Genomic DNA, 26,643 nt, shown 5'->3' on the forward strand with positions numbered 1-26,643 from the left:
TTTGGCGGTGTCCCATTCGCGTGAACCGGGCTTTTCCATCGGGATCGAGGAAGAATTCTGGCTGGTGGACCGCGAAAGTCGCGATCTGGCGACGGACCCGGCAGCGGATTTTCTGAAAGACTGCAAGGCCGAACTGGGCGATCAGGTATCAAGCGAGTTCATGCGCTGCCAGGTCGAGACCGGCACCAAGGTGTGCAACAGTGCCGCCGAAGCGCGCGACCAACTGACGCATATGCGCAGCACGCTTGCCGATATTGCAGCACGCTATGACATGGCGTTGCTGGCGGCATCGACACACCCCTTTGCGCAATGGGACAGCCAGAAACACACCGAGGGCGAGCGGTATAGCACGATTGCGCGCGATCTTCGCACGGTTGTCGACCGGCTTCTGATTTGCGGGATGCATGTGCATGTCGGGATCGAGGATGATGACCTGCGGATCGAATTGATGGCGCAGGCGAGTTATTTCCTGCCGCATCTTCTGGCACTGACGACCAGTTCGCCGTTCTGGCGCGGGCGTGATACCGGGCTTCAGACCTTCCGTCTTTCGGTGTTTGACAATTTGCCGCGCACCGGGTTGCCCGAAGTGTTCGGATCATGGGCGGAATATCGCCGCCATGTCGATATGCTGATCCAGGCGGGGGTCATCGAGGATGGCACCAAGCTTTGGTGGGATTTGCGACCCAGCGACCGTTGGCCGACGCTTGAAATGCGGATTGCCGATGTCTGTACCGATCTGGAAGACGCGATCTGTGTCGCGTCGATCACGCGATGCCTGATGCGGATGTTGTATCGTTTGCGGCGCAATAACCAGCGGTGGCGGATCTATTCCAACATGCTGGTGCGCGAAAACCGCTGGCGGGCGTGCCGGTATGGCAGCGATGCCGGGGACAAGGCCGGGCTGATCGATTTTGGCCGGGCGGAGATTGTGCCCTATGCCGATCTTCTGGAAGAAATCATCGAACTGATCCGCCCGGATGCGGAGCATTTCGGCTGTGTCGCCGAGGTCGAACATGCGCGCACCATTATCGCACGCGGGACGAGCGCGCATCGCCAGCGCAAGATTTATACCGATGCGGTGGAAAAAGGTGCCAGCCCGCGCGATGCGTTGCTTGCGGTGGCCGATCACCTGATGGTGCAAACGGTGCCTGGCGAAAAATCGGCGGTTTGACAGCAGTCTGAGATTTGCCGGGTTAACGGGTCTTGTCATGGCAAAGCGCATTGAGTATCGTCGCGCCGCATTGAAATTCCGCGCACCGGTTTCCGCTGCGCAATCATGATCGGAGAATATCAGGAATGACCGAAGTCGGTGGAATCGCAGCCGATCAGCTTGCGAGCTATGTCGAACGTATCGAACGCCTTGAAGAAGAAAAGGCCAACCTGATGGCCGACATCAAGGAAGTTTACGGTGAAGCCAAGGCGCTTGGTTACGACGTGAAAATCCTGCGCCAGATTATCCGTCTGCGCAAAATGGAAGATCACGAGCGCACCGAACAGGAAGAAATCCTTGAGGTTTACAAACGTGCGCTTGGCATGAGCTGATCTGCTGTGTCAGGAGTGTCGCGCCAAGATGCAAAGCCCGCTTTCGAGCGGGCTTTTGTTTTTGTATCCTGTGGCAATGAATGAACGCAATCGCCCCCAAATCACAAGCGACGTCACAGAAGGCGTTTGCCGTCTTTTGTATCATCATCGCATGGCGTGCCTGACCGAGCTTCGCCTTGGCAACGGGCGCAGGCTTGATGTGCTGGCCCTTGGGGAAAAGGGCGATCTTTGGGCGGTCGAGGTCAAATCATCGGTCGAGGATTTTCGCGTCGATCAGAAGTGGGAAAGCTATCTTGATTATTGTGACCGGTTTTTCTTTGCCGTGCCGATGGAATTCCCGCGCGACCTGATCCCGGTTGATGTCGGGTTGATCGTTGCCGACCGGTTTGAAGCGGCAATTGTCCGTCCCGCGCCGGAGCCGAACCGGAAACTGTCGGCAGCACGACGAAAGAAGTTATTGATTTCGTTCGGAAGAACGGCGGCGGCCCGACTGACTCCGGGGGCGGATGGCGATATCGTTATTCCGTAATGATTTAAATCCAAAGGCGAAAACCGATACAATCGGCAAATGTACAAGTATTTATCATCTTATACTTATACGTGGATACGATAGGAAAAATATACCGTAGGGTAGTATTTCTTGTCTTATTTTTGAACTAATATCCTAACAAACATGTCACTTGGTTGCGTCGTTGGTCGATGACTAAACTCTGCCGCGCGGCAAGGTGATAAAAAAATATCCCTGGAAACGATCAAGATCGGCTCATGCCGCGGAAACCTGTATGACGGGGTGCATTTTTGCGCGCCTGTCTGATCGTGGGGGTACGATGGCGGGGACGGGACGTATTGCGGCGGCAGTCGCAAGCCTGGGGCTTGTGTTCGGGGATGGTATCGGGACGCGGGGGCGTCACATCCGGTATGCCGGTCCGAACCTTATCCGGCGCGGGGCAGCACATATATCCGTGCCGGTTCATGGCAATCACATCATCACATTTTCAATAAAAACAAACAGTCGGCATTTGTCGCGCGTGCATTTCGCATATGGCGGAATGATGCGGGCGGATGATCGCTGTGTCGCCAATGACGTGGTTAAGGGACATCGCAAAAACAAGGGTGACGCCACAGTCACCGCCTTCCGGGAAGCTGTTGGGGCAGCAGCCTGATATCCTTGTATTTACAATTGGTTAGAACGTTACAGAATGAAAACTTTTGTCAATCTGAATATCGGAACCAAGTTGGCGGTCCTGCCGCTGATCGGGGTTATCGCCATTGCCATTGTGGGCGTCATCGGGGGACGCGCGATTGGATCACTTAGCAACGGTCTGGAATTTGCCGTCTCGGAGGCCTATCCGGAGGTCCGCGATATCGGCAATATCGACCGTAATGTCACCAAGGTTCACCAGACGGTTTATCGCCTGCTTTCATGGTCGGCGGCAGGCGTTGACGAAGACCGCATGAGCAGCGTGAACGGGGAATTGCAGTCACAGATTGCAGCCGCACGCGATGCCTTTACCCAGATGCTGGGTGATCAGAACCTGCCGGGGCCGGAACGCGAAATCGCGGAAGGTGCGGCCAAGCTTTACGAAGATTACCTTGCCAAGATCGATCAGGTTCTGGGGATGCTTGATATCGAGTATACCGGGGCGCTGAGTTTTTCGTGGTCGGCACAGTCGGATTACGAAAGCCTGATGGCGACATTGGCCGAGCTTCGTGAAACAGCGGAAACCCGCATGGATGTAGCCAGTTCGGATGCGATGGCAGCCGGCATGACAGCCCGGAACCAGACGATCATTGCATCGGTCGTTGCCGTTCTGGCGATGGTGCTGATCAGTTTTGCCATCACGCGCGTGATCGGTGTGCCGGTCAAGCGGTTGACGGCGGTGATGCGCGAACTGGCCGATGGTCGTGCTGATATCGACGTGCCCTTTACCGGGCGGACCGATGAAATGGGCAGTATGGCAGGCGCGGTTGAAATTTTCCGCCAGAATGCGCAAAGCCTTTTGGAAGCCGAACGCACCCGTCTTGAGGACGAGGCAAAGGCCGCCGAGGAAAAACGCCAGATCATGCAGGAACTGGCCGCCGAGATCGAAACATCGGTACAGGGAACCGCAACCGCGGTCAGTGCCGCGATCGAGCAGATTGGCGCATCGGCCAGTGCGATGCTGACCAATGCGGAACGCACCGATCAGCAAAGCGAGAATGCGTTTGATGCGTCGGGCAAATCAAGCCGCAATATGGGCGAGATTTCGGAGGCCGCCAACAGCCTTGCCGCCGCCATTTCCCAGATCAGCAACGAAATCCAGGAAAGCAGCCGACGCGCACAGGCGGCAAGCGAGCAGGCATTGGATGCGGATGCCAAAATCCGCAAGCTTGAAGAGGCCAGTGTCCGGATCGAGGATGTGGCGGCATTGATCGGCAATATTGCCGAGCAGACCAACCTTTTAGCGCTTAACGCGACGATTGAATCAGCCCGTGCCGGGGATGCCGGAAAGGGCTTTGCGGTTGTGGCCAACGAGGTCAAGAACCTTGCCAGCCAGACGGCACGTTCAACCGAGGAAATCGCAACGGAAATCGCCAATGTCCGTACGGAAACCGTTCTTGCGGTCGAGGCGATCCAGACGATTGTTGCCAGTGTCAATGACGTCAACGGTATCCTTAAAGCCATCGCCGATGCGGTGCTGGAGCAGGGAACGGCCACCGGCCAGATCAGCAACAGCATTTCCGAGGCCGCCGGGTATGCCGAAACCGTTTCGGGCGGGATTGGCGATGTACGTGAAATTGCCCGTGCCACACGCGAGTCAGCAGATTCCGTCGGGCAGGCAACCGGCGAGCTTGGCCGCCAGATGACCGGTTTGAGTTCTTCCGTGGACGGGCTTGTCGCCCGTTTGCGGGCGGTCTGATCCATTTTCCATTTTTCTTCCAACAGGTTCATCAAAGGGGATTACCTGATGAAAACACTTATGCGTCTTTTTGTATCTGCCATGACCGCACTTTGCCTGACTGCTGGCCTTGCACAGGCCCAGGACAAGGCGGCAACCGCACAGACACTGGTCGACAAGGCCATTGCACTTTACGATCAGGTTGGTCAGGACCAGTCCTTTACCGCGTTTAACGACAAGGACGGCGAATATGTTTTTGATGAATATTATGTGATTGTCGCCGATGGCGAAAAGGGCACGTTCCTGACGCATGCGATCAATCCGAAGCTGATCAACAATCCGAAAATCTGGGACCTTCAGGATGTGAACAGCAATTTCATCGTTCGTGACATGGTGGAAACTGGCAAGACGAACCCGGATGGCGGCTGGTCCAACTATACCTGGACCCACCCGGAAACCAAGAAACTTGCCGAAAAGAAAACCTGGGTAAAACCCCATGACGGCAAAATCTTTATGGTCGGTTATTACGAATAACGGATCATCGAATCGCGGAATTACAGAAGGTCGCCCAAGTGGCGACCTTCCTGTATTTAGGGTTTTGGCGATCATGGAAGTATATTTCTGCCTGTGATGGCCGTCACATCAATAATGAAATAAAAGTTACGAAGCATTTTACTGGTATAGGCATTTGCCATTTCACACTATTCGATGGTCTATATTTGTTCCAAACTTTCATAAGTTTGATGTCGAATGGTAAATTATCTTAAATATTGAATAGGTTATAATTCTTCTTAGCTTCAGAGGCTCGCGCAAGACGGGCCGATATCTCCTGGGTGGAAGCGCTGGCAACTGCGGCGTTATTCCAACGCAGCGTTCGGGTGTTCAGCCGTTTAACGGCAAATGAGTGGGAGATAGCTGTGAGAAAAATCAAACGGGCAATCTTTTTGTCCGGCGGGGGACCTGCCGTCGGGCTCAGTATCGGGGTTCTGAAACGACTTCAGCAGGAACCCGATATTACGTTCGATATCTGGTCGTCTGCCTGCATCGGTGCATGGCTTTCGGTAGCCTGGCATCAGGCGGACGAGGGGCAGGAACTTGATCAGACGATCGGGTTTTTCCGCAAGATATTCCGACCGGCAAGCGTTTATGACCGCTTTCCGATTGCATCGGCCTTTGCGCCGGATTTCTTTTCCGATTTCGCCAACCGGCTTTCCTATTTCTTTAACCCGGACAGCTATCAGGGGCTGATCGTGCCAGAAGCCATGGCCGAAGCCGCCGAGCATGTCCGCCATTTCATGGGCAATCCGAAATACTGGACGCCCCATAACCTTAACGATGTGCTGTTGAACGGTATTCTGGCAGTCAATCCGCTGTCGCGCTTTATGGTCGGCGCGATGTATCAGACCAAGACCAAGGGATTGGCGAAAATCTATTCGCCTGACAGCATGTTCCTTGATCGGCTTGATTTCGACCGGTTGTATCAGCCCGATAAACCAGCACTTTTCCATAACGCCTATAACCTGACACAGCAGCGGTTGGAGCTGTTTACCAACAAACCCGATCATTACAATCTGCCGCAGATGAATGCGCAGACGCTTTGTGCCTGTTCGGCCCTGCCGTTTATCGAGGAACCGGTTGAAATAAACGGCGATACCTATTGCGAGGGGGCGACGGTCGATACGGTCAATTTCTTTGATTTCCTGCGCCATCATCCCGATGTCGAGGAAGTCTGGGTCAGCCGTATTCTTGATCTGAAGCAGGTGCGTCAGCCGGAAAATCTTTATGACGCGCTTAACAACCTGATCATGCTGTTTGCCGCATCGGCAAGCGAGGATGCGGTCAAGGCCTTCAAACGCGAAGTCGCCGAAAGCGGGCGGAAGATCGACATCATCGAAATCCCGGTTTCACCCCATATCAATTACGACTGGACGTGGGAGAACCTTGATCGCGGGATTGATGACGGCTATCAGGCGACCGATGACATGATCGCAAGTTACCGCAGCCGGCAGCTTCGCGAACATCCGGTAAGTGATCTGCGCCGTCGTGCGGCACGGGTTCTGCCCGATCTGCATTTTCCGCTGGGCGGGCCACGGCCAAGACTGGCGTAACATCATCAAAAAAGGGGCCGCTGATCATGCGGCCCCTTTGATTTTGGAAAGCCGCGTTATTCGGCGGCTTTCAGATGTTCCGGCGGGTTGCGGAACTGTTCAAGCAGTTCGGCCTCGCGGGTTTTGACCTTGTCGATATTGCCATCCTTGATATGGCCATAGCCGCGGATCTGTTCGGGCAGGGCCAGAAGGGCGTTGGCAATCCGGGCATTGTCATGGTTAAGGCCCTTGATGACCTCGTCCACCAGTGCCTCGTAATCGGCAATCAATTGACGTTCCATTTTGCGTTCATGGCTGCGACCGAACGGGTCGAGTGCCGTGCCGCGCAGGAACTTGAATTTCGCAAGAATGCCAAAGGCGTTCATCATCCAGGGGCCAAAGGCCTGCTTTTTCAGGTGGCCGGTTTCCGGGTCCTTGTCGGCGAAGGCCGGCGGGGCCAGATGGAAACGGATTTTGTAATCGCCGGTGAAGTTCCTGGCGAGTTTGGCCTTGAAGGCCGGGTCGGTATAAAGGCGGGCCACTTCATACTCGTCCTTGTAGGCGAGCAGTTTGAAGTAATATTTCGCCGCCGTCCGGGCCAGATCATCGCCACCATCAAGGCGTTTTTCAGCCGCCGCAACCCTGTCGACCAGTGCGACAAAACGGTTGGCATAGGCCGCGTTCTGATAATCGGTCAGGAAGGCCTTGCGTTTGGCGACGATGTCCGAAAGCGTGGTGGCAATCGGGTGTGCCTCGGCCTCGTTCGGGCCGATGACATCAAGGACGCGTTTCGGATCATGGGCAAACAGGCGGCCCCAATAGAAGGATTGCTTGTTCATATCAATCGCGACACCGTTAAGGTCAATCGCCTGCATCAGGGCTTCTTCGGTGATCGGGATCAGGCCGCGCTGCCACGCAACACCCAGCATGAACAGGTTGGTGGCAATCGAATTGCCCATCAGGCGGGTGGCGATATCGCTGCCTTCGACGAAGTGAACCGCATCCGCGCCGCACGCGTCGGAAATGACCTTCATATGCTCGTTCGATTTTAGCTGGAAATCGGGGTTACGGGTGAAGGCACCGGTGACGGTTTCATGGGTGTTGATCACGGCATGGGTAAAGTTGCGGCGCATCTTGGCAAGGCCCTCGAAGCTTGCCGCGACCAGAAGATCACAGCCCAGCACCACATTGGCCTCGCCCGCCGGAATGCGTGCGGCATGGAGTTTGTCCTGCGTATCGGCAAAGCGGATATGGCTGACAACCGCACCGCCTTTTTGCGCCAACCCGGCCATATCAAGGCCGACAATGCCCTTGCCCTCGATATGGGCGGCCATGCCAAGCAGGGCACCGATGGTCACGACACCCGTGCCACCAACACCTGTGATCAGAACCGACCACGGATCGGTGATGTCGGGCAGGGTCGGGCGCGGCAGGCTGGCGAAGATGGCATCGCCCGCATTGCCGCTTTTGGCGGCGGCTTCGGGTTTGCGCAGCGATCCGCCTTCGATGGTGACAAAGCTTGGGCAGAAGCCGTTCAGGCAGGAAAAATCCTTGTTACAGGCCGATTGGTCAATGGCGCGCTTGCGGCCAAATTCGGTTTCGACCGGGACGACGGCCAGGCAGTTGGATTTTTCACCGCAATCGCCGCAACCCTCGCAGACCAGATCATTGATGAAAACCCGTTTGGGCGGATCAACCATCAGTTTGCGTTTGCGACGGCGGCGTTTTTCGGCGGCACAGGTCTGATCAAAGATCAGGATGGTCACACCTTCGATTTCGCGCAGTTCTTTCTGGGTGTTGTCCAGTTCGTCGCGGTGGCGGATATCAACGCCATCGGCGAAATGCGACGGAACCGGATATTTATCGGGCTCGTCGGACAGAACGATGATGCGTTTAACCCCTTCATCGGCCATCTGGCGGGTGATTTGCGGCACGGTCAGCGGGCCGTCAACCGGTTGGCCGCCGGTCATGGCAACCGCGTCGTTAAACAGGATTTTATAGGTGATGTTGACACCGGCGGCGACGGCGGCACGCACCGCAAGCGACCCGGAATGGTAATAGGTGCCGTCACCGAGATTCTGGAAGACGTGTTTCGTGTTGGTAAAGGGGGCCTGCCCGATCCAGGTGACGCCTTCGCCGCCCATATGGGTGAAGGTTTCGGTCGAACGGTCCATCCAGTTGACCATGTAATGGCACCCGATCCCGGCCATGGCACGGCTGCCGTCGGGGACCTTGGTGGAGCTGTTATGCGGGCAGCCGGGGCAGAACCACGGAATACGCGCGACATCCGGGCGCGGTTCGGCGATTTCGCGTTCCTTCTGTTCCAGCCAGTCGATGCGTTCGTGGATTTTCGGGCTGTCATAGAAACGCTTGATGCGCTGCGCCAGAACAACCGCGATGCGCGCCGGGGTCAGTTCATCCATCGAGGGCAGAATCCATTCGCCCTTTTCATCGAATTTGCCGATCACGGTCGGGCGGACATCTTCGCGCCAGTTATAAAGCTGTTCCTTGACCTGATTTTCCATCACCGCGCGTTTTTCTTCGACGACGATGATTTCCTCAAGCCCCAAGGCAAATTCGCGGACATCGTCACGGTTCAGCGGCCAGCTCATGCCGACCTTCAGCACGCGAATGCCGATTTTGGCGGCATCGGCTTCGGATATGCCAAGGTCATCGAATGCCTGCATGACATCAAGATAGGCCTTGCCCGTGGTGATGATGCCAAGCCGTGCATTCGGGCTGTCGATGACGGTTTTGTTCAGCTTGTTGGCGCGCGCATAGGCAAGGGCGGCATAGAGTTTATATTTCATCAGGCGGTGTTCCTGATCCTTTGGCGTGTCGGGCCAACGGATATGGAGCCCGCCTTCGGGCATGGCAAAATTATCGGGGATGATCGGCGTGATGCGATCCGGTGCGACATCGACCGCGGCCGAACTTTCAACCGTTTCGGCGATGGTTTTCATCGCGACCCAGCAGCCGGAATAGCGGCTCATGGCCCAGCCATGAATACCGAAATCAAGGATGTCCTGCACGCCAGACGGGTTCAGAACCGGGATTTGCGCATCGATAAAGGCATATTCGGTCTGATGGGGCAGGGTGGATGATTTGCAGGAATGGTCATCACCGGCCAGAACCAGAACACCGCCATGTTTTGACGTACCGGCATAGTTGGCATGTTTGAAAACGTCGCCCGACCGGTCAACACCCGGCCCCTTGCCGTACCACATGCCAAAAACGCCATCATATTTGGCGTCCTTGTACATATTGACCTGCTGGCTGCCCCAGATGACGGTGGCGGCGAGGTCTTCGTTGACACCGGGCTGAAATTCGATCTGCTGTCTGGTCAGGAATTTTTTGGCGCGCCAAAGCTGCTGATCAAGGCCGCCCAGCGGTGATCCGCGATAACCGGAAATACATCCGGCGGTATTGAGGCCTGCGCGCGCGTCAAGCTGGCGCTGCATCAGGGGCAATCGAACCAACGCCTGAATACCGGTCAAATAGACCCGGCCTTCTTCAAGCGTATATTTGTCATCAAGGCTAATTGCCGCCAATTGTGCCATGACCAGTCTCCCTCGGGATCTCTCTCTGATTGCGGGGTCGTGTGGGCCAGTTGCGCTGCTTTTATTGATATAAGTTTACGCGCAGCGTTTTGGTATGGCCCGTAAAATTCTCTTTTGCGTCACCAGCGCGCCGGTCGGGACGGATCGCTGTCTGACAGGATAATGGTAATGAATGCTGACCTTTTTTCAAATCAACTCGCATTGCAATGTGCAAAACGCCTGATTGCACTGGTTGACGCTGGGTCAACTTAATATTTACTTATTCCGGTACCGATTTGCGCGCAATTTTATTGCGGGCATGCTGCGATGCGAAATTGCCGATGTGATCGAGTCCATGCTCGGCAATCTGAAAATGGGGTGTTAGTCTCGTGTCGGGTTTTGGGTGCTTCTTTGAGCAGGAGCATAAGATGGAACAGCGTGTATCGCTGATTACGCTTGGCGTGGCCGACCTTGACCGCTCGCGGCGGTTTTATGAAGACGGGCTTGGCTGGAAAGTCACGCAGATGGTCGAGGGACAGGTGGTTTTCTATCAACTGTCCAACGGGCTGGCGCTTGGCCTGTTTGGCCGGGACGACCTGATCAAGGACGGGCAGTTTGAGGATGATACCGGTGCCCGTTTTGCCGGTTTGACGATTGCCTATAACACACGGGATGAGGCCGAGGTTGATGCGGTGATGGCAGAGGCAAAGAAAGCCGGTGCCGTCATTCAGAAACCGGCAGAAAAGGTGTTCTGGGGCGGGTATTCGGGATATTTCCGCGATCCGGACGGGCATGCCTGGGAAGTGGCGTATAACCCGTTCTGGGAACTGGATGCCAATGGCAATCTGACGATCCCGCAGCCGGAATGATTTTGACTGCGCGACTAAAAGAGGCCCTGCTGATTATCAGCAGGGCCTTTTGTTTTAGCTGGATTTAGCTTTGCGCAGATGGGTCAGGAAATAGATCAGGCCACCGGCCAGCAATCCCCAGAACGCCCCGGCAACCCCGAAAAAGGATAGGCCGGCAGCCGTGACAAGGAAGGTCACGGCGGCAGATTCGCGTGCGTCATCATCCTTGAAGGCGGCAACCACCGATCCGGAAAACGCCCCGATCAGGGCAAGACCGGCGACCGCTTCGATCAGGATCGAGGGTGCCAGACTGACAAAGGCGGTGACAAGCCCGGCCAGCAAGCCGAACAGGATGTAAAACACCCCGCCAAAGGCCGCCGCCCAATACCGTTTTTTCGGATCGGGATGGGCGTCTTCGCCCGCACACAGGGCGGCGATGATCGCGGCAAGGTTGACGGCATGCCCGCCAAAGGGGGCGGCCAGCAATGAAAAAACACCTGTGGTGGCAAAAAGCGGGCCGGGTGGGGTGTCGTAATTATTGGCGCGCAGGACGGCCGTGCCGGGAATGTTTTGCGACGCCATTGTCACGATAAACAGGGGCAGGGCGATGCCGACCAGACCGGCCAGTGTGAATTCCGGCATGACGAATTCGACCGGCGGCACAATGGCGCCGCCAAGGCTGCCAAGGGTATTTTCCGGGAACTCGACACCGACCACCATGACAATGATAAAGGCCAGCAAGGCCGCAGGTACGGCAAACAAACGGTTGATCCGCCCGACCACCAGCCAAGCAATCACAATCGGCAGACCCAGAAGCGGATTGAACGCAACCGCCTTGATCGGCGCCAGACACAGGCCCAGCAACACACCGGCCAGCATGGCATTGGCAAGTGGGGCGGGGATGGCGGCAACCGCACGGCCAAGCGGTTTCCAGATGCCGCAGATGATGATCAGGACCGCGCAAATGATAAAGGCCCCGACCGCCACGGCAAAACCGCCGTCAATCGCGCCGGATGTTGCCAGCAATGCCGCGCCGGGTGTGGACCATGCGATGCTGATCGGCATGCGGGTGCGCAGTGACAGATAGATCGAACACAGCCCCATGGCGACCGATAGCGCCATCAGGCCCGATGCGGCCTGATCGGGTGTTGCACCAACGGCACCAAGCCCCTGAAGGACGACGGCAAAGGAACTGGCCGATCCGACAAAGGCGGCAAGAAGGCCCATGAACAGATTTTGGGGCGAGATATCGCGCAGCATGGTGGCTCCGTCAAACAGGTAAAACGGATGGATGGGAAATGCGGTGGCAGCGCCGGTGAATTTAGTGGGATCGTGCGATACAGACCAGAAAAAAAGAAAGCCCCGCAGGCATTTGCCGGGGCTTCCTTTGTTTGGATCGATGTTCAGAGAGGCACCGATACCGACTGAATGGACTGGTCAAAGCATATCGCGTTTGGTGTGCGGATCAGCCACCTCGTGGGTGCCGATCAGTTTGGCCTGATGGCGGGCGAGGATATCTTTGGCGCGGTTTTCAGTTGTTTCATCGGGTGTCTGAACCCATAGCAACAACCCGCCGTCATCAAGTTCGTCCTGCAATTCACCGGAATATCTTTTCCCGATCATGGCGGCAACGACACCGCCCGCAGCAGCACCGATGCCACCTGCACCGACGATGGCAGCAATGGTAAGCGCAATCGGGCCACCGGCTGCAATCATGACGCCTGCGGCACCAAAGGCGGCGGCATACATGGGGGCACCGACCAGAACGCCCTCGGCATTGCCAATCGGGGTGGGGGCGGTATAGGCGAGCGGGGGCATATCCGGGTCGTTATCGATATCTTCGACCTTGCGATAGATATGGCCCAGTTTGTCCTCGATGGTGCGTTCGGTCGCAAGCAGGCTGAGGTCGGAATGCCTGAAACCGGCGGCTTCCAAATCTTCTGCTGTTTTTTGCAGGCCGGAAAGGTCGTGAAAGACACCAACGGTTTCGCGGCGGGTTCTGAAGATCGACATCGTGGCCTCCTTTTACTGAAAGGCTCCCTGTTTAACCAACGTGCCGATGCGCCGATTGGTTCCGCAATTTTTTCAATATGTTGGAATGATGTCAAAACAAAAACGACACCCGCATGGGGTGTCGTTGATCATTGTGCTGGTGCCGGTTTTACCGTTCGGTGATCTTGAATTCGATACGGCGATTGCGGCGATAGGCGATTTCGTCGTCGCGGTTATCAAGCGGCTGATATTCGCCGAAGCCCGCAGCGACCAGCCGGTTTGGCGGGACACCGTGTTCGATGAGGAACTTGACCACCGAAATCGCGCGCGCGGATGACAGTTCCCAGTTCGATGCGAATTGCAGGTTACGGATCGGAACCTTGTCCGTGTGGCCATCAACGCGCATGACCCAGTCAAGATCGTCGGGGATTTCCGCCGAAATGGTTTTCAACGTATCGCCAAGTTTTGCCAGTTGTTCCTCACCTTCAAGCCCCAGATCGGCGGAGCCGGATGTGAACAGGACTTCGGACTGGAAAACAAAGCGGTCACCCACCACGCGGATATCCTGACGGTCGCCAAGAACTTCACGCAGGCGGCCAAAGAATTCGGAACGATAACGCTGCAATTCGGCAACCTTGGTGGCAAGGGCTGCATTCAGGCGCTCACCAAGATTGACGATCTGGGCCTGAGCGTCTTCATTCTCGCGTTCGGACGCTTCAAGGGCGGCTTCGATCCGGGCAAGTTGCTGACGCAGGGCCAGCATTTGCTGGTTCAGGGCCGCGACCTGTGCCTGTGCCTCGGTGCTGATTTTTTTCTCGTCTTCGAGTTCGGCTGCGCGCGAGGCCAGCAGGGCGGAAAGCTCTTCGATACGCGTTTCCTGATCGGAAATCTGTTCGTCGGCCCTTTCGCGTGCCGCACTCAGTTCTGCTTCCTTGTCTTCAAGATTGGCAAGGGCGGCGAGAAGTTTCTTTTCCATCTCGTCAGCGGACAGTTCGGCTGCCGAAAGCTGGCTTGCGAGGGCTGCGGCACGGTCACGCAATTCGTCGCGCTGGTCGCTGGTGTTGGAAAGCTCGGTCGTGAGCTGGGTCAGTTCGAGTTCCATGCGCTGATTGTTGGTGCGTTCCAGCGACAAAAGATTGGTAAGTTCATTAACCTGTGCGGTCAAATCATTGAGGGCCTGATCGCGACCCGACAGGGCCGCCCCCAGATAAACCTGTGCAACCACGAAAATCATCAAAAGAAAGATGATCACCATCAACAGCGTGGCCAGGGCATCGACAAAACCCGGCCACGTATTGGTATCGCGGTTGCGGCGGCGTGACAGCCCCATCATGCGATCAGCCCTCCTCGGCGATCGCGGCGATGGTACGGGCCAGAAGCTTGATCTCGCTTCTGATTTCCTGGGTCGATTGCTGACGGCCCATTGTCAGTTCCTCGCCAACGCGCGAAAGAGTGTTGTCGAGCGAGCGGATGTGGGCCCGCGTATTGTCATCAATGCCGAAGCTGCCGATTTTCATGGAATCGGAAAGCTGATCAAGGACCGGCTTCAGATGCATCTGATTTTCCGCCAGCTTGACCATAAGCTGCTGTTCGGCCTTCATCTGATCGGTCAGGGTCGAGAGTTTGTCAGCCAGATCGATCAGGGTGTTATGCGATTTGATCTGTGAGTTTTCGGATCTCTGGATCGAGTTTTGCAACCCTTCCATATTATCCGCCATCTGTTCGATCAGGGCTGAGAGATAGGCCGGAACCGATTGTTCCCCGTCCGAAACCGGACCGCCCGATGACAGGCGGGTAAAGCCCGAAAGCCATTCTTCAAGCTCGTTAAAGAAGCGGTTCTGTGCCTGACCGGCCTGCATGTCGATCAGACCAAGGGCCAGTGAGCCAGCCAGACCGAACAGGGATGACGAAAACGCCGTTCCCATGCCGCCAAGCGGTTCGGCAAGGCCTTCTTTCAGTTCGTTGAACCACAGATCGATATTCTGGCCCGAGCCGACATTGACGTCGCCGATGACATTGGCGACCGAGTTGACGGTTTGAAGCAGGCCCCAGAAGGTGCCGAGCAGACCAAGGAACACCAGAAGACCGACAACATAGCGCGACAGTTCGCGGCTTTCATCCAGACGCGAGCGGATCGAGTCCAGGATGGTGCGCGTCGCCATTGTCGACAATTGCGGGCGGTCGCGACGCTGTTCGGCCATCATGCGCGCCATTGGCAGCAACAGTTTCGGCGGAACCTGTGACGTCAGGCCAGGACGGTTGCGGCGGAAATCCTCGATCCAGGTGACTTCGGAAGACAGGCTTGCGACCATGCGGAAGGTATAGATCACCCCGACGGCAAACACGCCAAGGATCAAGCCGTTCAGAACGGCGTTGGCCATGAACGCATCGGACAGTGCCGGAAACAGCAGAGCACCGACGGCGGCGATAATGGCGATGAAAATCCCCATTCGCGTCAGGTAGCTTCCCGGTTTGGTCACGACAGGAAGGGTTGCCATGCCGTTGGCCGAATTATTGCTCATGACGGATCAATCCTAGCGTTGAACGGTTTTGATATCGACACGATCAGCCGGACCGGACGGCACATTGGCGCCCAGCGCACGGACATCGATGCGCGTGGACCGCACACCCTGGTCGATCAGATAGGAACGGACCTGCAGGGCGCGCGAAAGCGACAGGCGGCGCGCCTTGCTGGCGTTGTTGGAATCGCCTTCGGCATAGGCCTGAAGCTGAATGCGCATGGCATCGTCGCTGCCCATGCTGCTGACGATGCTGTCAAGCTGGCTGCGGGCGGCGTTGCTCAGTTCGAAACTGCCCGAACCGAACGCAAGGCTGTATTCGCCCTCACTTGCCGGGGCGGATGCCACCGGGTCGTTGGGGGCAGGCGAAATAGCGGCCGTTTCGGCAGCCGGGGGAGAAGAAGGCTCTGTCGCGGAACGCTGTTCAAGCATTTCTTCGGGGGATGTTGTGGTGTCGGGCGACGGGCTTGGCGGTTCCGGAATGTTCGATTCATCGGGAACAACCGGCTCCGGTTCCGGTGCCGGAGGCGGCGGTGCCTGTTCGGTTTCCTCGGTCGGAAGCGGCGGCGCTTTCGGCGGTTCTATCGGTGCCGGTCTGGTTTCAGCCTCGGGTGCTTCGGGGGCGGGTTCCTGTTCCGGTGCCGGTTCGGGCTTTGCCTCCGGTGTCTGGGCGACTTCGGCAGCCGGTGTCGGCTTGCTTAGCGGTATCGGTGCGCTGCCGGTGTTTTGTGCCATCGCGGCAGGGGCAGCAGCAGGTGCGGCGGGTTTGGCGCGCGGTGAAGCTGCCGGTTCGGGGCGTTCAAGGGCAATGACCTGATTTGCGCCATCGTCATTAAAGGATGACGAGGCGGCAATGCCGGGGCCGCCAAAAAACTGCGACCGGGTCGGAATATCGTTGCTGCCGGCGCCGTCAATGACAACGGTTTCAAATCCGTCGCCATATGTCGCGCCACCGGTATCCTGTGCAAAGCGTTCTGCGGCCAGGAATTGCGAATGCGGGCGGGTTTCCGGATAGACCAGATCGTTACCGGCTATCGAAATATGGTCGCGCGAAACCGAGGGTGAAAGATAATTCGGTACGGTCGGTTGTCCGCCAAATCCGTCGGCAACATCCCAGTTTACCTGTACGTTGCTGTCAACGGATACGGGGGTGTATTGCTGTGCGGATGCGCCGCCACTGACAACCACATTACCGCCCAGTGCTGCCATGAAAGCCAGCACCGAAATCCTGGAATACCCCATCATCAAATCGCAGGCCCCTTGTTACCCTGTGTTTGAACACGCTTTTTTATAACGCACAGTTTTGTGTCGATCTTTTGGCACATTGTTTTCTTTCATTGTGCCACCCCGGTCTGTTCACATCGATAAATCCATGATCAGACGGCAAGTACCATAGCTTAGAGCTTGATGATGAACAACCGCTTTGACCCGGCCCGTGACCCCGAACGCAAAAAGGGCATCCGTGCCAAAGCAGGGATGCCCTTTTAAAAAACTGTAACAAAAGCCGGTACTTATTCGGTAACGGCCTTTTTCAGCGTCTTGGCCAGCACGGGCTGGATATAGTCGTTGGCGGCGACGACGCTGCCGGTGCCAAGCATGTTGGTGCCACCCTTGGCATCGCGGACATAGCCGCCTGCCTCGGTGATCATCAGAAGGCCTGCGGCAATATCCCACGCGTTAAGGTGCGATTCCCAGTAACCGTCAAAACGACCGGCGGCAACATAGGCCAGATCAAGCGATGCGGCACCCATGCGGCGCACACCGGCACAACGATCCATGACCGAATGCAACTGCTTTTCGAAGGTAGCGTGATCGCCGTGCCCGATATGGGGAACGCCACATGCCAGAACGCATTCGTTCAGACGACGGCGGCCCGAAACACGCAGGCGACGGTTATCGAGATAGGCACCAACGCCTTTTTCGGCCCAGAAGAATTCATCCTTGGCGACATCGTAAATGATGCCGGCGATGATTTCGTCACCCTTTTGCAGGGCCACGGAAATCGCAAAATGCGGAATGCCGTGCAGGAAGTTGGTGGTGCCATCAAGCGGATCGATGATCCAGCGGTGCTCCGGATCGGAGCCCTTGATTTCGCCGCCTTCTTCCATAAGGAAACCATAGCCCGGACGCGCACGTTCGAGTTCTTCGCGCAGGCGTTTTTCGGCACGATGATCGGCAGCAGATACGAAATCTGCCGGGCCCTTCATCGATACCTGAAGGTTTTCGACTTCACCGAAGTCGCGTTTAAGTCCATAGGCCGCCTTTTCGACGGCCTTGAACATGACATTGATATTTGCTGAACGACGGGCGGCGCCACGCACGGCTCATCTCCCGGTGTTTGAAAGTAAAAAAGAAAGGCCCAGGGACGACACGTCCCTAGTCTTTGGCGCGTTCGAGATAGGTGCATTCGGTCGTGTTCACGACAACGCGCGTACCCGATTCAATATGCGGGGGCACCAGAATGCGAACGCCATTATCAAGAACGGCCGGCTTGAAGGAAGAAGACTGGGTCTGCCCTTTGACAACCGCGTCGGCTTCGACGATCTGGCAGACAACATGTTCGGGCAGGGTCACGGCAAGGGGCTCACCCTCGAAGGATTCGATGGTGACAACCATGCCGTCCTGAAGGAATACAGCCGGTTCCCCGACGAGTTCCGCATTGACTGTGATCTGTTCGAAAGTTTCGCTGTCCATGAAGGTGATCATGTCACCATCGGCAAACAGATAGGTATATTCATTCTGTTCCAGACGAACTTTTTCGACGGTTTCCGAAGCCCGGAAACGTTCGTTCAGCTTGGTGCCGGTACGAATGTCTTTGAGTTCAACCTGGTTAAACGCACCGCCTTTACCCGGCTTCACAGCCTGGCATTTTACCGCACGCCACAGGGCACCTTTATGTTCGATAAGGTTACCCGGACGGATTTCGTTGCCGTTGATTTTCATGGCACCAACCGTTCTTTCAGATCACAGATTCACGATGTAAGCGGGACACCCGTCCCATTAAAGTCGGGCTTAACTACCAGTTTGGCGAATTTGCTGCAAGCAGATTGATCGGGATTGGGGCGCATGGCAAACCATCATTCGCGCATGGCTGGTGGCAATCAGTTGATGAAACAGCCGGTTATGCTTCGTGCGGGCCTTAGCCGTTTTCGGGGCGGCTTGCCTGCATTGACGGGCGGATTGAAACGGTATCGAGCCACGCAGAAAGGTTGGGATATTCTGCCCGCCATGAAATGAATGACAGGCGAAAATCAAAATAGGCCAGGGCACAGGCCAGCGTAATATCGCCAAGATCAAACCGTCCGGCAGGGGGCGTGTCCAGATGGGCAAGGGTACTGTCAATCGCGTGACGCAGGCGGTCTTTCCAGTCGGTCGATTGCAGGTTTTCGGGGCGGCGTTCTTCGATAACAATGCCAAATCCGGCATCAATCAGCCCTTGTGCCAGACCGGTCCGGGCCATGATGTCGAATTTCTCCGTCGAACCGGAAATCCTGTCGCCATTCTGTGCATCGCGATGATCCGCCAGAAACTGGCAGATGGCGGTGCTTTCGCACAGCATGCGGCCATTTTCCGTAACAAGAGCGGGAATTCTGGACAGCGGATTGATTTTGCGAAGATTGCTTTCCTCGCTCCATGGATTGGTGGCGATCCATGAAATGCGGTCGGCAAGGCCAAGTTCACGGGCACTAACCACAACCTTGCGGGCATAGGGAGACGGGGCATTATAATAGATTTTCATGGCGGGTCCTTATTGCTGGAATATCATTGGGCGGTTTGGGCGAGGCTGGTTCAAACGGGTTGGCGGATTTTTCGCACCGGCCAGAGCAGGAAAAGAAGCGCGCAGAACAGGGATGCGGCGGCGACTTCGAATAAAATGCCAAAGCCGGTATCGGGTTGGGTGTACAGCCAGGAAAAACCATATCCGGCGGCGGCCTGCCCGCTGGCAAATGTGACTGTCGCGAGGCTCCAGATTTTGTGGCGGGTTGCCTGATCCCCGATCATCTCGTGGACACGGCCAAGAACCAATGGTACCACGCCGGGAACGGCCGCACCCACCAGAAGGCCCGAAATATTCAGCGCCAGCGGGGATGCGATCAATGCCGGGGCGGCAATGGCCGGTATTTCAAAGGCGATGAAAATCAGCAATGCCGGGCCAAAGGTCAGCCGGTCGGCCAGCCATCCGGCAAGAACCGGCCCGATCATCGCCCCGATCCCGAACAATATCCAGCTATTGGCTGCGGCAGCGATGCCAAGCCCGAGATTGCGGGCGATCACGTCACTGAGCAAAACCATATGCGGTACAAAGGAAACGGCAATCAGGGCATAGGCAATGGTGATGATATAGGCCGCCAGGGGCACAGAAACGTTCGCCTGTTTTGTTGCCGTCGCCCGGTTTTCCGGTTTCGCGGCCGGGTTTTCCGCAGGCCAGAAATTCCATGTCATCAGTGTCAGCAGCATGCTGATCACCGCCAGTGTGACCCAAACCACCGACAGATTGATTTCAAGCAACAGTGGTACCAGCGTCCCCGAAAGCACAATACCGATCCCGACCCCGGCAAAGATGACACCGGCAGCACGTCCGCGAAGGCGTTGCGGCAGGCCGGGCAGCACAGCGGGAGCCGCGAGGACCATCAGGACACCGCCCGTAATGCCCGAAAGAACCCGCCACGGAAAAAACCACCAGAAAGATGCAGGCACGGCACAGGTGATGAAGGACAGGGCCGAAAGCAGCATCGCCCCGCGCAGAATGGTTGTCAGCCGGAACTGCCGTGTGATCACCCGGCCCAGAATGGCACCGGCCAGATACCCGGCCAGATTGGCCGCGCCGAGATAGGCCGCGGCCTGCGGGGAAAACCAGTTGGCATCGATCATGGCCGGAACCAGCGGCGAATAGGCAAAACGCGAAAGGCCTATACCCACGAGAATGGCACAACATGCGGCCAGTACGGCACGAAATTCAGGGCGGAAAACCGAAAGCATGATCTGTCCTGTCGGGCGAAAGGTGACAGGACCAAAGATAGGATGATTATGGTATCGCTGCTAACGAATTAATTTGATGATTGCCATCACTATTAGTGATGGTCACTGCGTTTCAGCCCAGTAAGCCAGCGCCTGCGCGACAAAGGCGCGTTCAGCGCTTGAGGCGTAGCTATCCTTGCGCCTGATAAATACCGTGGCAACGCGGGTTTCATCGCGGGGCAAGTCGTGCCGGGACAGGGGATGATTGGTCGGCATGTATCCCAACAGCCTTTCGGGCATCAGGGTGATGCCAAGGCCGGCTGCGACACAGCTGAAAATGGATTCCAGTGTGCCGAATTCGAGAACCTGCAAATCGATATGGCCGTGCTTTGACAGGATATGTTCCAGTTTCTTGCGATAGGAACAGCCGGTATTGAGGACAATCAGCTTGATCGGTGTCCTGGCAAAGGCGACCTCGGGCGAGGCGGTGTTTATATCGGTCAGAAGAACCAGGTCTTCTTCAAAGCAATGTTGTTCATCAAGTTCCGGATGATCGGCCGGGCCACAGATAAAGGCACCGTCCAGTTCGCCATCCAGCACACGGCCAATCAGGGCGTCGGTCGTGTCGGTGCGCAGGGTCAGATCAACAGAAGGGTGATTGATGCCAAAAGTCGCCAGAACCGGTGACAGGCGCATGGCCGCCGTGGTTTCAAGTGAACCGATCATCAATCGGCCACGCGGCGTTCCGTCATCGATCGTCGCCCGCAATGCATCATCAAGAAGTTGTTCGACACGGGTGCAATAGGGGAAAAGCCGTTTGCCAACCGACGTCAGGGTAACGCCGCGATGCGTTCTGTGCAGCAGGGGGGCACCGACTTCTTCTTCGAGTTTGCGGATGCGGGCTGTGACGTTGGATTGCACGGTGCAAAGCTCTTCACTGGCCTTGCTCATGCTGCCCAGTCGGGCGACCGCTTCAAAAACACGCAGATCGGAAGCATCCATGATCGGGACCTTCTTGCACTATGGCCGGAATACCGGCCGTTATTCGGTGCTCGCCGCTGCTATCGCGGCCTTGATCGCCTTTGCCCCGGCCTCAGAGCCGTCCGGATGGTTCCAGACGCCGCCGGTGACGGCAATGAAATCGGCCCCGGCTGCGACAATCGGGCCAAGGTTATCAGCCGTGATACCGCCAATCGCGACACAGGGGACGGTTGTAAAGGTCGTCCAGATTTCGATGATTTCGGGGGTGACGCTGGTTTTGGCTTCTTTGGTCTGTGTCGGATAAAACGCGCCGAAGGCAACGTAATCAGCCCCTTTTTCGCCAAGTTCCATGGCGCGGTGGCGGCTGTCATAGCAGGACACGCCGACAATATGTTCTTCGCCCATGATGGCGCGGGCTTCGTCGTAGCTGGCGTCTTCTTCGCCGACATGAACGCCATCAACGCCCGATTTTTTGGCGATATCGGGGCGGTCATTGAGGATCAGGGGAATGTCACGGTCCGAACACAACGGCAGGATCGCATCAATTGCCTTGCGGATTTCATCATCGGAAACGTCTTTGAGACGAAGCTGCAAACAATCAATCGCACCGGTATCAAGCACGGATTTCAGCCGGTCCGGAAACACGGCCAGATCGATTTTCGGCGGGGTCAGAAGATAAAGGCCGGTTTGGTCGTCTGCGTTCACAATGGTCATTCCTGATCAAAAACTGCGTATCATGTAACGTTTCATCGCACTTTTGGCAATCACAGAGCCAGAAATGCCACAAGACGTCGATCAAGTTCAGGGTCGGGCAGGTGATCGTCACCGGTTTGATATATCCGGGCCGGGTCGGGCAGGGAGGTCAGTATGGTGCATCCTGTTTTTGCCCCAAGATTTTCGAAGCGTTTTTGCATTTCGCCCGACAGTCCATCGTCAATCAGGACCGCCTCGATGCCCAATTCCATGGCAGCAAGGGCGGCGGATGGCCGTCCCCGGCAATCAAGGATTGCCCTGAACCGGGCGGCTGGGAATTTGCGACGAATTTCGGCGATCAGGCTTGAAAACCACATTGCGCCATGGATGGCCCCGGCCCGTTCGGGGGATAAAAGGGCAAAGGGTGCAGCCCCCATCACCCGGCAGGACGATCTTGCCCCGGCGATGCCATGAATACGAATGATCGGTTCGGATTGTGCCGTCATGTTCCTGTCCGTATCAGGCCCGGGTTCGCGCGACATAAACCGTATTGATGTCTTCGCGGTCCATCACAGGATGTTTGAAGGTGATCACGTCGGCCCGCACGTTGTCAAAGACGGCTGCAAGATTGGCTTCAAACCAGGGTTCGGGCAATTGCGTCGACCAAAGGGTAAAGACCCCGCCCGGTACCAGATGGCGTGCCAATTGTTTCAGGCCGTTTTCGGTATAAAGCTGTGCGTGATCCGGGTGAAGGACGTTGGACGGGGAATGATCGACATCCAGAAGAATGGCGTCATGTCCGATGCCGGGTTCAACCGGGTTCATCGCCGCGACGGAGGAGAGGGCCGCCTTGAAAAAATCGCCATGTACCAGATCGCAACGGGGATCGCTTGAAAGTTGTTCGCCCAATGGCAACAGGCCTTTCCGATGCCATTCGATGATTTCGGGCAGGGTATCCAGTACGGTCAGCTTGCCGGTTTTGGGATTATCCAGTGCGGCCTTGGCGGTGTAACCAAGGCCCAGTCCGCCAACGATAACATTCAGATTATCACGATCCAGTTCGGCAAGGCCAAGATCGGCAAGGGCAATCTCGGCATCGGTGAACAGGCTCGACATCAGATATTCTTCATCAAGCTTGATTTCATAAACATCGATATCAAGGCTTAGTTCGCGCCGTCTGCGCAGACTAAGCACCCCCATCGGTGTCGGGCGGTAATCGAGTTCCTTGAATAAAAAGCTCACGCTATCTCCTGTGCGGGGCAAGGATGCTGAAATGCAAAGTGCCCGAAGCATAGAATACTTCGGGCACTTCACAAAATATCGGGCCGTGCTGCGATCAGATTATTTCCCCTGATCGCATCCGGTATGCGTTACCTAGAGGAACTTCGCCATTGCAACGGCGGTATCGGACATACGGTTCGAGAAGCCCCACTCGTTGTCGTACCAGGACAGGATACGGACGAAGTTGCCGCCGATAACCTGGGTCTGGGTGACGTCGAAGGTCGAGCTATTCGGATTGTGGTTGAAGTCAATCGAGACCAGCGGTGCATCGCAAACGCCCAGAACGCCTTTGAGCGGGCCGTTTGCGGCGTCCTTGATCGCGGCATTGATTTCATCAGCCGTGGTGTCGCGACCGGCAACGAAGGTCAGGTCAACCATCGAAACGTTCGGGGTCGGGACACGGATGGCGGTGCCGTCAAGCTTGCCTTTGAGTTCCGGCAGAACCAGACCGACGGCCTTGGCCGCACCGGTCGAGGTCGGGATCATCGAAAGCGATGCGGCACGGGCGCGGCGCAGATCCTTGTGCAGGCTGTCGACGGTGTTCTGGTCGCCGGTGAAGGCGTGAACGGTGGTCATGAAGCCCTTGGTGATGCCAACGGTCTTGTTCAGAACGTCTGCAACCGGTGCCAGGCAGTTGGTGGTGCAGGATGCGTTCGAAACGATGATGTCGGATGCGGTCAGGCTGTCGCTGTTGACGCCGTAAACGACGGTTTTGATGTCGCCCTTTGCCGGGGCGGAAATCAGAACGCGTTTGGCGCCTGCGGTCAGATGTTTGCCTGCACCCGCTTCGTCAAGGAAGATACCGGTGCATTCGAATGCGATATCGACATTCAGGGCTTTCCACGGCAGGTTCGCCGGATCGCGTTCCGAGCAGACCTTGATTGCCTTGCCGTCGATGACAAGATCGTTGCCTTCGGCTTTGACGTCATTGGCAAGAACGCCATGAACGGAATCGTATTTCAGAAGATGTGCGTTGGTGGCGACGTCACCCAGGTCGTTGATGGCCACGACTTCAACATCGGTACGGCCGCTTTCAACGATGGCACGCAGAACCAGACGGCCAATACGACCAAAACCATTAATCGCTACGCGAATAGCCATTCATCCCTCCAAAATTATGATGATTGGTACCTGGGGAGTATCAATCACGGCTTAGGGGTTAACCCCATAGAAAAAAGGCCGGAGCGGCATATTACCGATCCGGCCCCTTGAATTAAACGAGTTCTTTGGCTGCCTTGACCAGCGCCTCGGCGGTGATGCCGAAATGCTCGTAAAGGACTTCGGCCGGTGCCGAGGCACCAAAGCCGTGCATGCCAATGACCTTGCCGTTGTCGCCAACGTATTTTTCCCAGCCGAAGACCGACAGGGCTTCGATGGCGATGCGCGGTTTGTCGCCCAGGACTTCCTTGCGGTATTCCGGCGACTGCGCGTCGAACAGTTCCCAGCTTGGCAGGGAGACGACGGCGGCATTGATGCCGTCGGCTTTGAGTTTCGCCTGTGCGTTCACGGCAATTTCGACTTCGGAGCCGGTCGCGATCAGGGTTACCTGACGATCACCGTCACAATCGGAAATCACGTAACCGCCGCGCGCGACAAGGTTGTCTTCGCGGTATTCGGTGCGCAGGGTCGGCAGGTTCTGACGGGTCAGCGCCATGACGGTCGGGCCGGTTTCGTTGGTGATCGCCATTGCCCATGCTTCGGCGGTTTCAACCGCATCGGCCGGACGGATGACGGTCACATTCGGCATTGCACGCAGCGATGCGACATGTTCGACCGGCTGGTGAGTCGGGCCGTCTTCGCCAAGACCGATGGAATCATGGGTCATGACATAGACAACGCGCTGGTTCATCAGGGCCGACAGACGGATTGCCGGGCGGCAATAGTCGGTGAAGACCAGGAAGGTGCCGCCATAGGGCAGAACGCCACCATGCAGCGCCAGACCATTCATGGCCGCCGCCATGCCGTGTTCACGGATACCGTAATAGATATAGCCGCCATGATAGCCACCATCAGCGGTGATCGGGGCCTGAACGCCGGTTTTGGTGTTGTTCGAGCCGGTCAGGTCGGCAGAACCGCCGATCATTTCCGGGATCGCCTTGGTCAGGACTTCAAGCACGTTCTGGGACGATTTGCGGGTCGCGACTTTCGGCAGTTCGGCAGTGATCTGCTTTTTGTAGTCGTTGAAGGCGTCAATCCAGTTTTCCGGCAGTTTGCCTTCGATGCGACGTTCGAATTCGTCCTTGAGGGCGGCTTCGAGATTTTCGAAACGCGCACCCCATGCGCCAAAGTCGGCATTGCCGCGCGCACCGACGGCACGCCATGCATCAAGAATGTCGGCGGGAATGTCGAACGGCTCCGCCGTCCAGCCGAGTTTTTCACGCGCACCGGCAAGTTCGGTCGCGCCAAGCGGGGAACCGTGCGTTGCCGAGGTGCCACCCTTGGTCGGGGCGCCAAAACCGATTTCGGTTTTGCAGGCGATCATCGACGGTGTGCTGGTGGTTTTTGCCCTGGCAATCGCGGCTTCGATGGCGACCGGATCGTGGCCGTCAATCTGCTGCACGTCCCAGCCGGCGGCTTCGAAACGTTTTTTGTGATCTTCGGACGTCGAAAGCGAGGTCGGGCCATCGATTGAAATGCCGTTATCGTCAAACAGGACGATCAGTTTCGACAGTTTCATGTGCCCGGCCATCGAAATGGCTTCCTGGGAAATGCCTTCCATCAGGCAACCGTCACCGGCAATCACATAGGTGTAGTGATCGACAACATCATCGCCAAAGCGCGCATTCATGATGCGTTCGCCAAGCGCGAAACCGACCGAGGTTGCAATGCCCTGACCCAGCGGGCCGGTGGTGGTTTCGATACCGGCACCATGACCGAATTCCGGGTGACCGGCAGTACGCGAACCCATCTGACGGAAATTCTTGATCTGATCCAGATCGAAATCTTCGTAACCGGTCAGGTGCAGAAGCGAATAAAGCAGCATTGAGCCGTGACCAGCGGACAGGATAAAACGGTCGCGGTCGGGCCAGTGCGGGTGCTTCGGATCAAATTTCAGGAATTTGGTATAAAGAACAGTCGCGACGTCTGCCATGCCCATCGGCATGCCGGGATGTCCGGAGTTGGCTTTTTCGACGGCGTCGGCCGAAAGAAAGCGGATGGCATTGGCCATGCGGTTGTGTTCTGTTTGCGTCGTCATTGGATGCGGTTCCTGGGGGTTTCGCGGTCGGGCGATGAAAACACTTTTGATATATGTATTCCATGTTAACGGAATTCGCGCGGAACATGCCCGCACAGGGGGCATCCGTCAACCGCTTCTGTCGAAA

The 26,643-nt window shown here is 56.6% G+C and carries 24 protein-coding genes; 8 read left to right on the top strand and 16 right to left on the bottom strand.

Features of this window, described 5'->3' with window-relative positions; all coding sequences use genetic code 11:
- Position 1 precedes the first annotated feature (1 nt).
- The 7 genes from LG297_RS07105 to LG297_RS07135 all read left to right on the top strand — a co-directional run bounded on the left by LG297_RS07105 (position 2) and on the right by LG297_RS07135 (position 6,529).
- Entirely contained in the window at positions 2-1,171 is a 1,170-nt protein-coding gene (locus tag LG297_RS07105; RefSeq protein ID WP_404426228.1) for a carboxylate-amine ligase, read from the top strand.
- A gap of 125 nt (positions 1,172-1,296) precedes the next feature.
- Positions 1,297-1,542, top strand: a complete 246-nt coding sequence (locus LG297_RS07110; RefSeq protein WP_007090950.1) for a DUF2312 domain-containing protein — start codon at positions 1,297-1,299, stop codon at positions 1,540-1,542.
- A 28-nt stretch (positions 1,543-1,570) separates the two neighbouring features.
- The gene (locus LG297_RS07115; protein ID WP_404426229.1) at positions 1,571-2,071 is read left to right on the top strand and encodes an MmcB family DNA repair protein; all 501 of its coding nucleotides are present in this window, start codon (positions 1,571-1,573) and stop codon (positions 2,069-2,071) included.
- Positions 2,072-2,324: 253 nt separating this feature from the next.
- Entirely contained in the window at positions 2,325-2,705 is a 381-nt protein-coding gene (locus LG297_RS07120) for a hypothetical protein (RefSeq protein ID WP_404426230.1), read from the top strand.
- Between the two features lie 36 nt (positions 2,706-2,741).
- Positions 2,742-4,442 carry a methyl-accepting chemotaxis protein gene (locus LG297_RS07125; RefSeq protein ID WP_404426231.1) on the top strand — a complete coding sequence of 567 codons (1,701 nt, stop codon included), beginning with the start codon at positions 2,742-2,744 and terminating at the stop codon, positions 4,440-4,442.
- Between the two features lie 48 nt (positions 4,443-4,490).
- Complete coding sequence (locus LG297_RS07130; RefSeq protein ID WP_404426232.1) at positions 4,491-4,955, top strand: cache domain-containing protein; 465 nt, start codon at positions 4,491-4,493, stop codon at positions 4,953-4,955.
- A 383-nt stretch (positions 4,956-5,338) separates the two neighbouring features.
- Positions 5,339-6,529 carry a patatin-like phospholipase family protein gene (locus LG297_RS07135; RefSeq protein ID WP_404426233.1) on the top strand — a complete coding sequence of 397 codons (1,191 nt, stop codon included), beginning with the start codon at positions 5,339-5,341 and terminating at the stop codon, positions 6,527-6,529.
- A gap of 56 nt (positions 6,530-6,585) precedes the next feature.
- Here the strand turns inward: LG297_RS07135 and LG297_RS07140 are convergent, their stop codons facing one another.
- Complete coding sequence (locus tag LG297_RS07140; protein ID WP_404426234.1) at positions 6,586-10,068, bottom strand: indolepyruvate ferredoxin oxidoreductase family protein; 3,483 nt, start codon at positions 10,066-10,068, stop codon at positions 6,586-6,588.
- A 407-nt stretch (positions 10,069-10,475) separates the two neighbouring features.
- Here LG297_RS07140 and LG297_RS07145 point away from each other — a divergent pair, with 407 nt between their 5' ends.
- On the top strand, positions 10,476-10,916 hold the full coding sequence (locus LG297_RS07145; RefSeq protein WP_404426235.1) for a VOC family protein: 441 nt from the start codon (positions 10,476-10,478) through the stop codon (positions 10,914-10,916).
- A gap of 54 nt (positions 10,917-10,970) precedes the next feature.
- Here the strand turns inward: LG297_RS07145 and LG297_RS07150 are convergent, their stop codons facing one another.
- From LG297_RS07150 to tkt, 15 genes are all read right to left on the bottom strand, one after another.
- On the bottom strand, positions 10,971-12,155 hold the full coding sequence (locus LG297_RS07150; RefSeq protein ID WP_404426236.1) for a benzoate/H(+) symporter BenE family transporter: 1,185 nt from the start codon (positions 12,153-12,155) through the stop codon (positions 10,971-10,973).
- A 177-nt stretch (positions 12,156-12,332) separates the two neighbouring features.
- Positions 12,333-12,908 carry a hypothetical protein gene (locus LG297_RS07155; protein WP_404426237.1) on the bottom strand — a complete coding sequence of 192 codons (576 nt, stop codon included), beginning with the start codon at positions 12,906-12,908 and terminating at the stop codon, positions 12,333-12,335.
- A gap of 148 nt (positions 12,909-13,056) precedes the next feature.
- Positions 13,057-14,220 carry a peptidoglycan -binding protein gene (locus LG297_RS07160; RefSeq protein WP_404426238.1) on the bottom strand — a complete coding sequence of 388 codons (1,164 nt, stop codon included), beginning with the start codon at positions 14,218-14,220 and terminating at the stop codon, positions 13,057-13,059.
- 4 nt (positions 14,221-14,224) lie between these two features.
- The gene (locus LG297_RS07165; RefSeq protein WP_404426239.1) at positions 14,225-15,409 is read right to left on the bottom strand and encodes a flagellar motor protein MotA; all 1,185 of its coding nucleotides are present in this window, start codon (positions 15,407-15,409) and stop codon (positions 14,225-14,227) included.
- A 12-nt stretch (positions 15,410-15,421) separates the two neighbouring features.
- Positions 15,422-16,651 (bottom strand): OmpA family protein, encoded by a 1,230-nt coding sequence (locus LG297_RS07170; protein WP_404426240.1) that lies wholly within the window; start codon positions 16,649-16,651, stop codon positions 15,422-15,424.
- 266 nt (positions 16,652-16,917) lie between these two features.
- Positions 16,918-17,727, bottom strand: coding sequence for an inositol monophosphatase family protein (locus LG297_RS07175; RefSeq protein WP_404426241.1), 810 nt, complete (start codon positions 17,725-17,727; stop codon positions 16,918-16,920).
- A gap of 55 nt (positions 17,728-17,782) precedes the next feature.
- A complete protein-coding gene (gene efp / locus LG297_RS07180; RefSeq protein WP_114124044.1) occupies positions 17,783-18,349 on the bottom strand; it encodes an elongation factor P in 567 nt (188 codons plus the stop codon).
- Between the two features lie 196 nt (positions 18,350-18,545).
- Positions 18,546-19,145: a glutathione S-transferase family protein gene (locus LG297_RS07185; protein ID WP_404426242.1), complete on the bottom strand. Its 600-nt coding sequence runs from the start codon at positions 19,143-19,145 to the stop codon at positions 18,546-18,548.
- Between the two features lie 50 nt (positions 19,146-19,195).
- Positions 19,196-20,386 carry a YbfB/YjiJ family MFS transporter gene (locus LG297_RS07190; protein ID WP_404426243.1) on the bottom strand — a complete coding sequence of 397 codons (1,191 nt, stop codon included), beginning with the start codon at positions 20,384-20,386 and terminating at the stop codon, positions 19,196-19,198.
- A 102-nt stretch (positions 20,387-20,488) separates the two neighbouring features.
- Positions 20,489-21,367, bottom strand: coding sequence for a LysR substrate-binding domain-containing protein (locus LG297_RS07195; RefSeq protein ID WP_404426244.1), 879 nt, complete (start codon positions 21,365-21,367; stop codon positions 20,489-20,491).
- A gap of 39 nt (positions 21,368-21,406) precedes the next feature.
- The gene (gene thiE, locus LG297_RS07200; protein ID WP_404426245.1) at positions 21,407-22,060 is read right to left on the bottom strand and encodes a thiamine phosphate synthase; all 654 of its coding nucleotides are present in this window, start codon (positions 22,058-22,060) and stop codon (positions 21,407-21,409) included.
- Between the two features lie 50 nt (positions 22,061-22,110).
- Positions 22,111-22,545, bottom strand: a complete 435-nt coding sequence (locus LG297_RS07205) for a hypothetical protein (protein ID WP_404426246.1) — start codon at positions 22,543-22,545, stop codon at positions 22,111-22,113.
- Positions 22,546-22,558: 13 nt separating this feature from the next.
- Entirely contained in the window at positions 22,559-23,281 is a 723-nt protein-coding gene (locus tag LG297_RS07210) for a spermidine synthase (RefSeq protein WP_404426247.1), read from the bottom strand.
- Positions 23,282-23,413: 132 nt separating this feature from the next.
- Positions 23,414-24,421, bottom strand: coding sequence for a type I glyceraldehyde-3-phosphate dehydrogenase (gap, locus tag LG297_RS07215; protein WP_404426248.1), 1,008 nt, complete (start codon positions 24,419-24,421; stop codon positions 23,414-23,416).
- Positions 24,422-24,533: 112 nt separating this feature from the next.
- A complete protein-coding gene (tkt, locus tag LG297_RS07220; RefSeq protein WP_404426249.1) occupies positions 24,534-26,516 on the bottom strand; it encodes a transketolase in 1,983 nt (660 codons plus the stop codon).
- Between the last annotated feature and the right edge of the window lie 127 nt (positions 26,517-26,643).

This window comes from Thalassospira australica, from assembly GCF_044790785.1.
In the GTDB taxonomy this organism is placed as follows: domain Bacteria; phylum Pseudomonadota; class Alphaproteobacteria; order Rhodospirillales; family Thalassospiraceae; genus Thalassospira; species Thalassospira australica_A.

What these genes read in the sequence shown, in the direction of transcription:
- LG297_RS07110 (WP_007090950.1), top strand. Translation starts at nt 1,297, where the DNA reads ATGACCGAAGTCGGTGGAATCGCAGCCGATCAGCTTGCGAGCTATGTC.
- LG297_RS07115 (WP_404426229.1), top strand. Translation starts at nt 1,571, where the DNA reads ATGCAAAGCCCGCTTTCGAGCGGGCTTTTGTTTTTGTATCCTGTGGCA.
- LG297_RS07120 (WP_404426230.1), top strand. Translation starts at nt 2,325, where the DNA reads ATGACGGGGTGCATTTTTGCGCGCCTGTCTGATCGTGGGGGTACGATG.
- LG297_RS07125 (WP_404426231.1), top strand. Translation starts at nt 2,742, where the DNA reads ATGAAAACTTTTGTCAATCTGAATATCGGAACCAAGTTGGCGGTCCTG.
- LG297_RS07130 (WP_404426232.1), top strand. Translation starts at nt 4,491, where the DNA reads ATGAAAACACTTATGCGTCTTTTTGTATCTGCCATGACCGCACTTTGC.
- LG297_RS07140 (WP_404426234.1), bottom strand. Translation starts at nt 10,068, where the DNA reads ATGGCACAATTGGCGGCAATTAGCCTTGATGACAAATATACGCTTGAA.
- LG297_RS07145 (WP_404426235.1), top strand. Translation starts at nt 10,476, where the DNA reads ATGGAACAGCGTGTATCGCTGATTACGCTTGGCGTGGCCGACCTTGAC.
- LG297_RS07150 (WP_404426236.1), bottom strand. Translation starts at nt 12,155, where the DNA reads ATGCTGCGCGATATCTCGCCCCAAAATCTGTTCATGGGCCTTCTTGCC.
- LG297_RS07155 (WP_404426237.1), bottom strand. Translation starts at nt 12,908, where the DNA reads ATGTCGATCTTCAGAACCCGCCGCGAAACCGTTGGTGTCTTTCACGAC.
- LG297_RS07160 (WP_404426238.1), bottom strand. Translation starts at nt 14,220, where the DNA reads ATGATGGGGCTGTCACGCCGCCGCAACCGCGATACCAATACGTGGCCG.
- LG297_RS07165 (WP_404426239.1), bottom strand. Translation starts at nt 15,409, where the DNA reads ATGAGCAATAATTCGGCCAACGGCATGGCAACCCTTCCTGTCGTGACC.
- LG297_RS07170 (WP_404426240.1), bottom strand. Translation starts at nt 16,651, where the DNA reads ATGATGGGGTATTCCAGGATTTCGGTGCTGGCTTTCATGGCAGCACTG.
- efp (WP_114124044.1), bottom strand. Translation starts at nt 18,349, where the DNA reads ATGAAAATCAACGGCAACGAAATCCGTCCGGGTAACCTTATCGAACAT.
- LG297_RS07185 (WP_404426242.1), bottom strand. Translation starts at nt 19,145, where the DNA reads ATGAAAATCTATTATAATGCCCCGTCTCCCTATGCCCGCAAGGTTGTG.
- LG297_RS07190 (WP_404426243.1), bottom strand. Translation starts at nt 20,386, where the DNA reads ATGCTTTCGGTTTTCCGCCCTGAATTTCGTGCCGTACTGGCCGCATGT.
- LG297_RS07195 (WP_404426244.1), bottom strand. Translation starts at nt 21,367, where the DNA reads ATGGATGCTTCCGATCTGCGTGTTTTTGAAGCGGTCGCCCGACTGGGC.
- thiE (WP_404426245.1), bottom strand. Translation starts at nt 22,060, where the DNA reads ATGACCATTGTGAACGCAGACGACCAAACCGGCCTTTATCTTCTGACC.
- LG297_RS07205 (WP_404426246.1), bottom strand. Translation starts at nt 22,545, where the DNA reads ATGACGGCACAATCCGAACCGATCATTCGTATTCATGGCATCGCCGGG.
- gap (WP_404426248.1), bottom strand. Translation starts at nt 24,421, where the DNA reads ATGGCTATTCGCGTAGCGATTAATGGTTTTGGTCGTATTGGCCGTCTG.
- tkt (WP_404426249.1), bottom strand. Translation starts at nt 26,516, where the DNA reads ATGACGACGCAAACAGAACACAACCGCATGGCCAATGCCATCCGCTTT.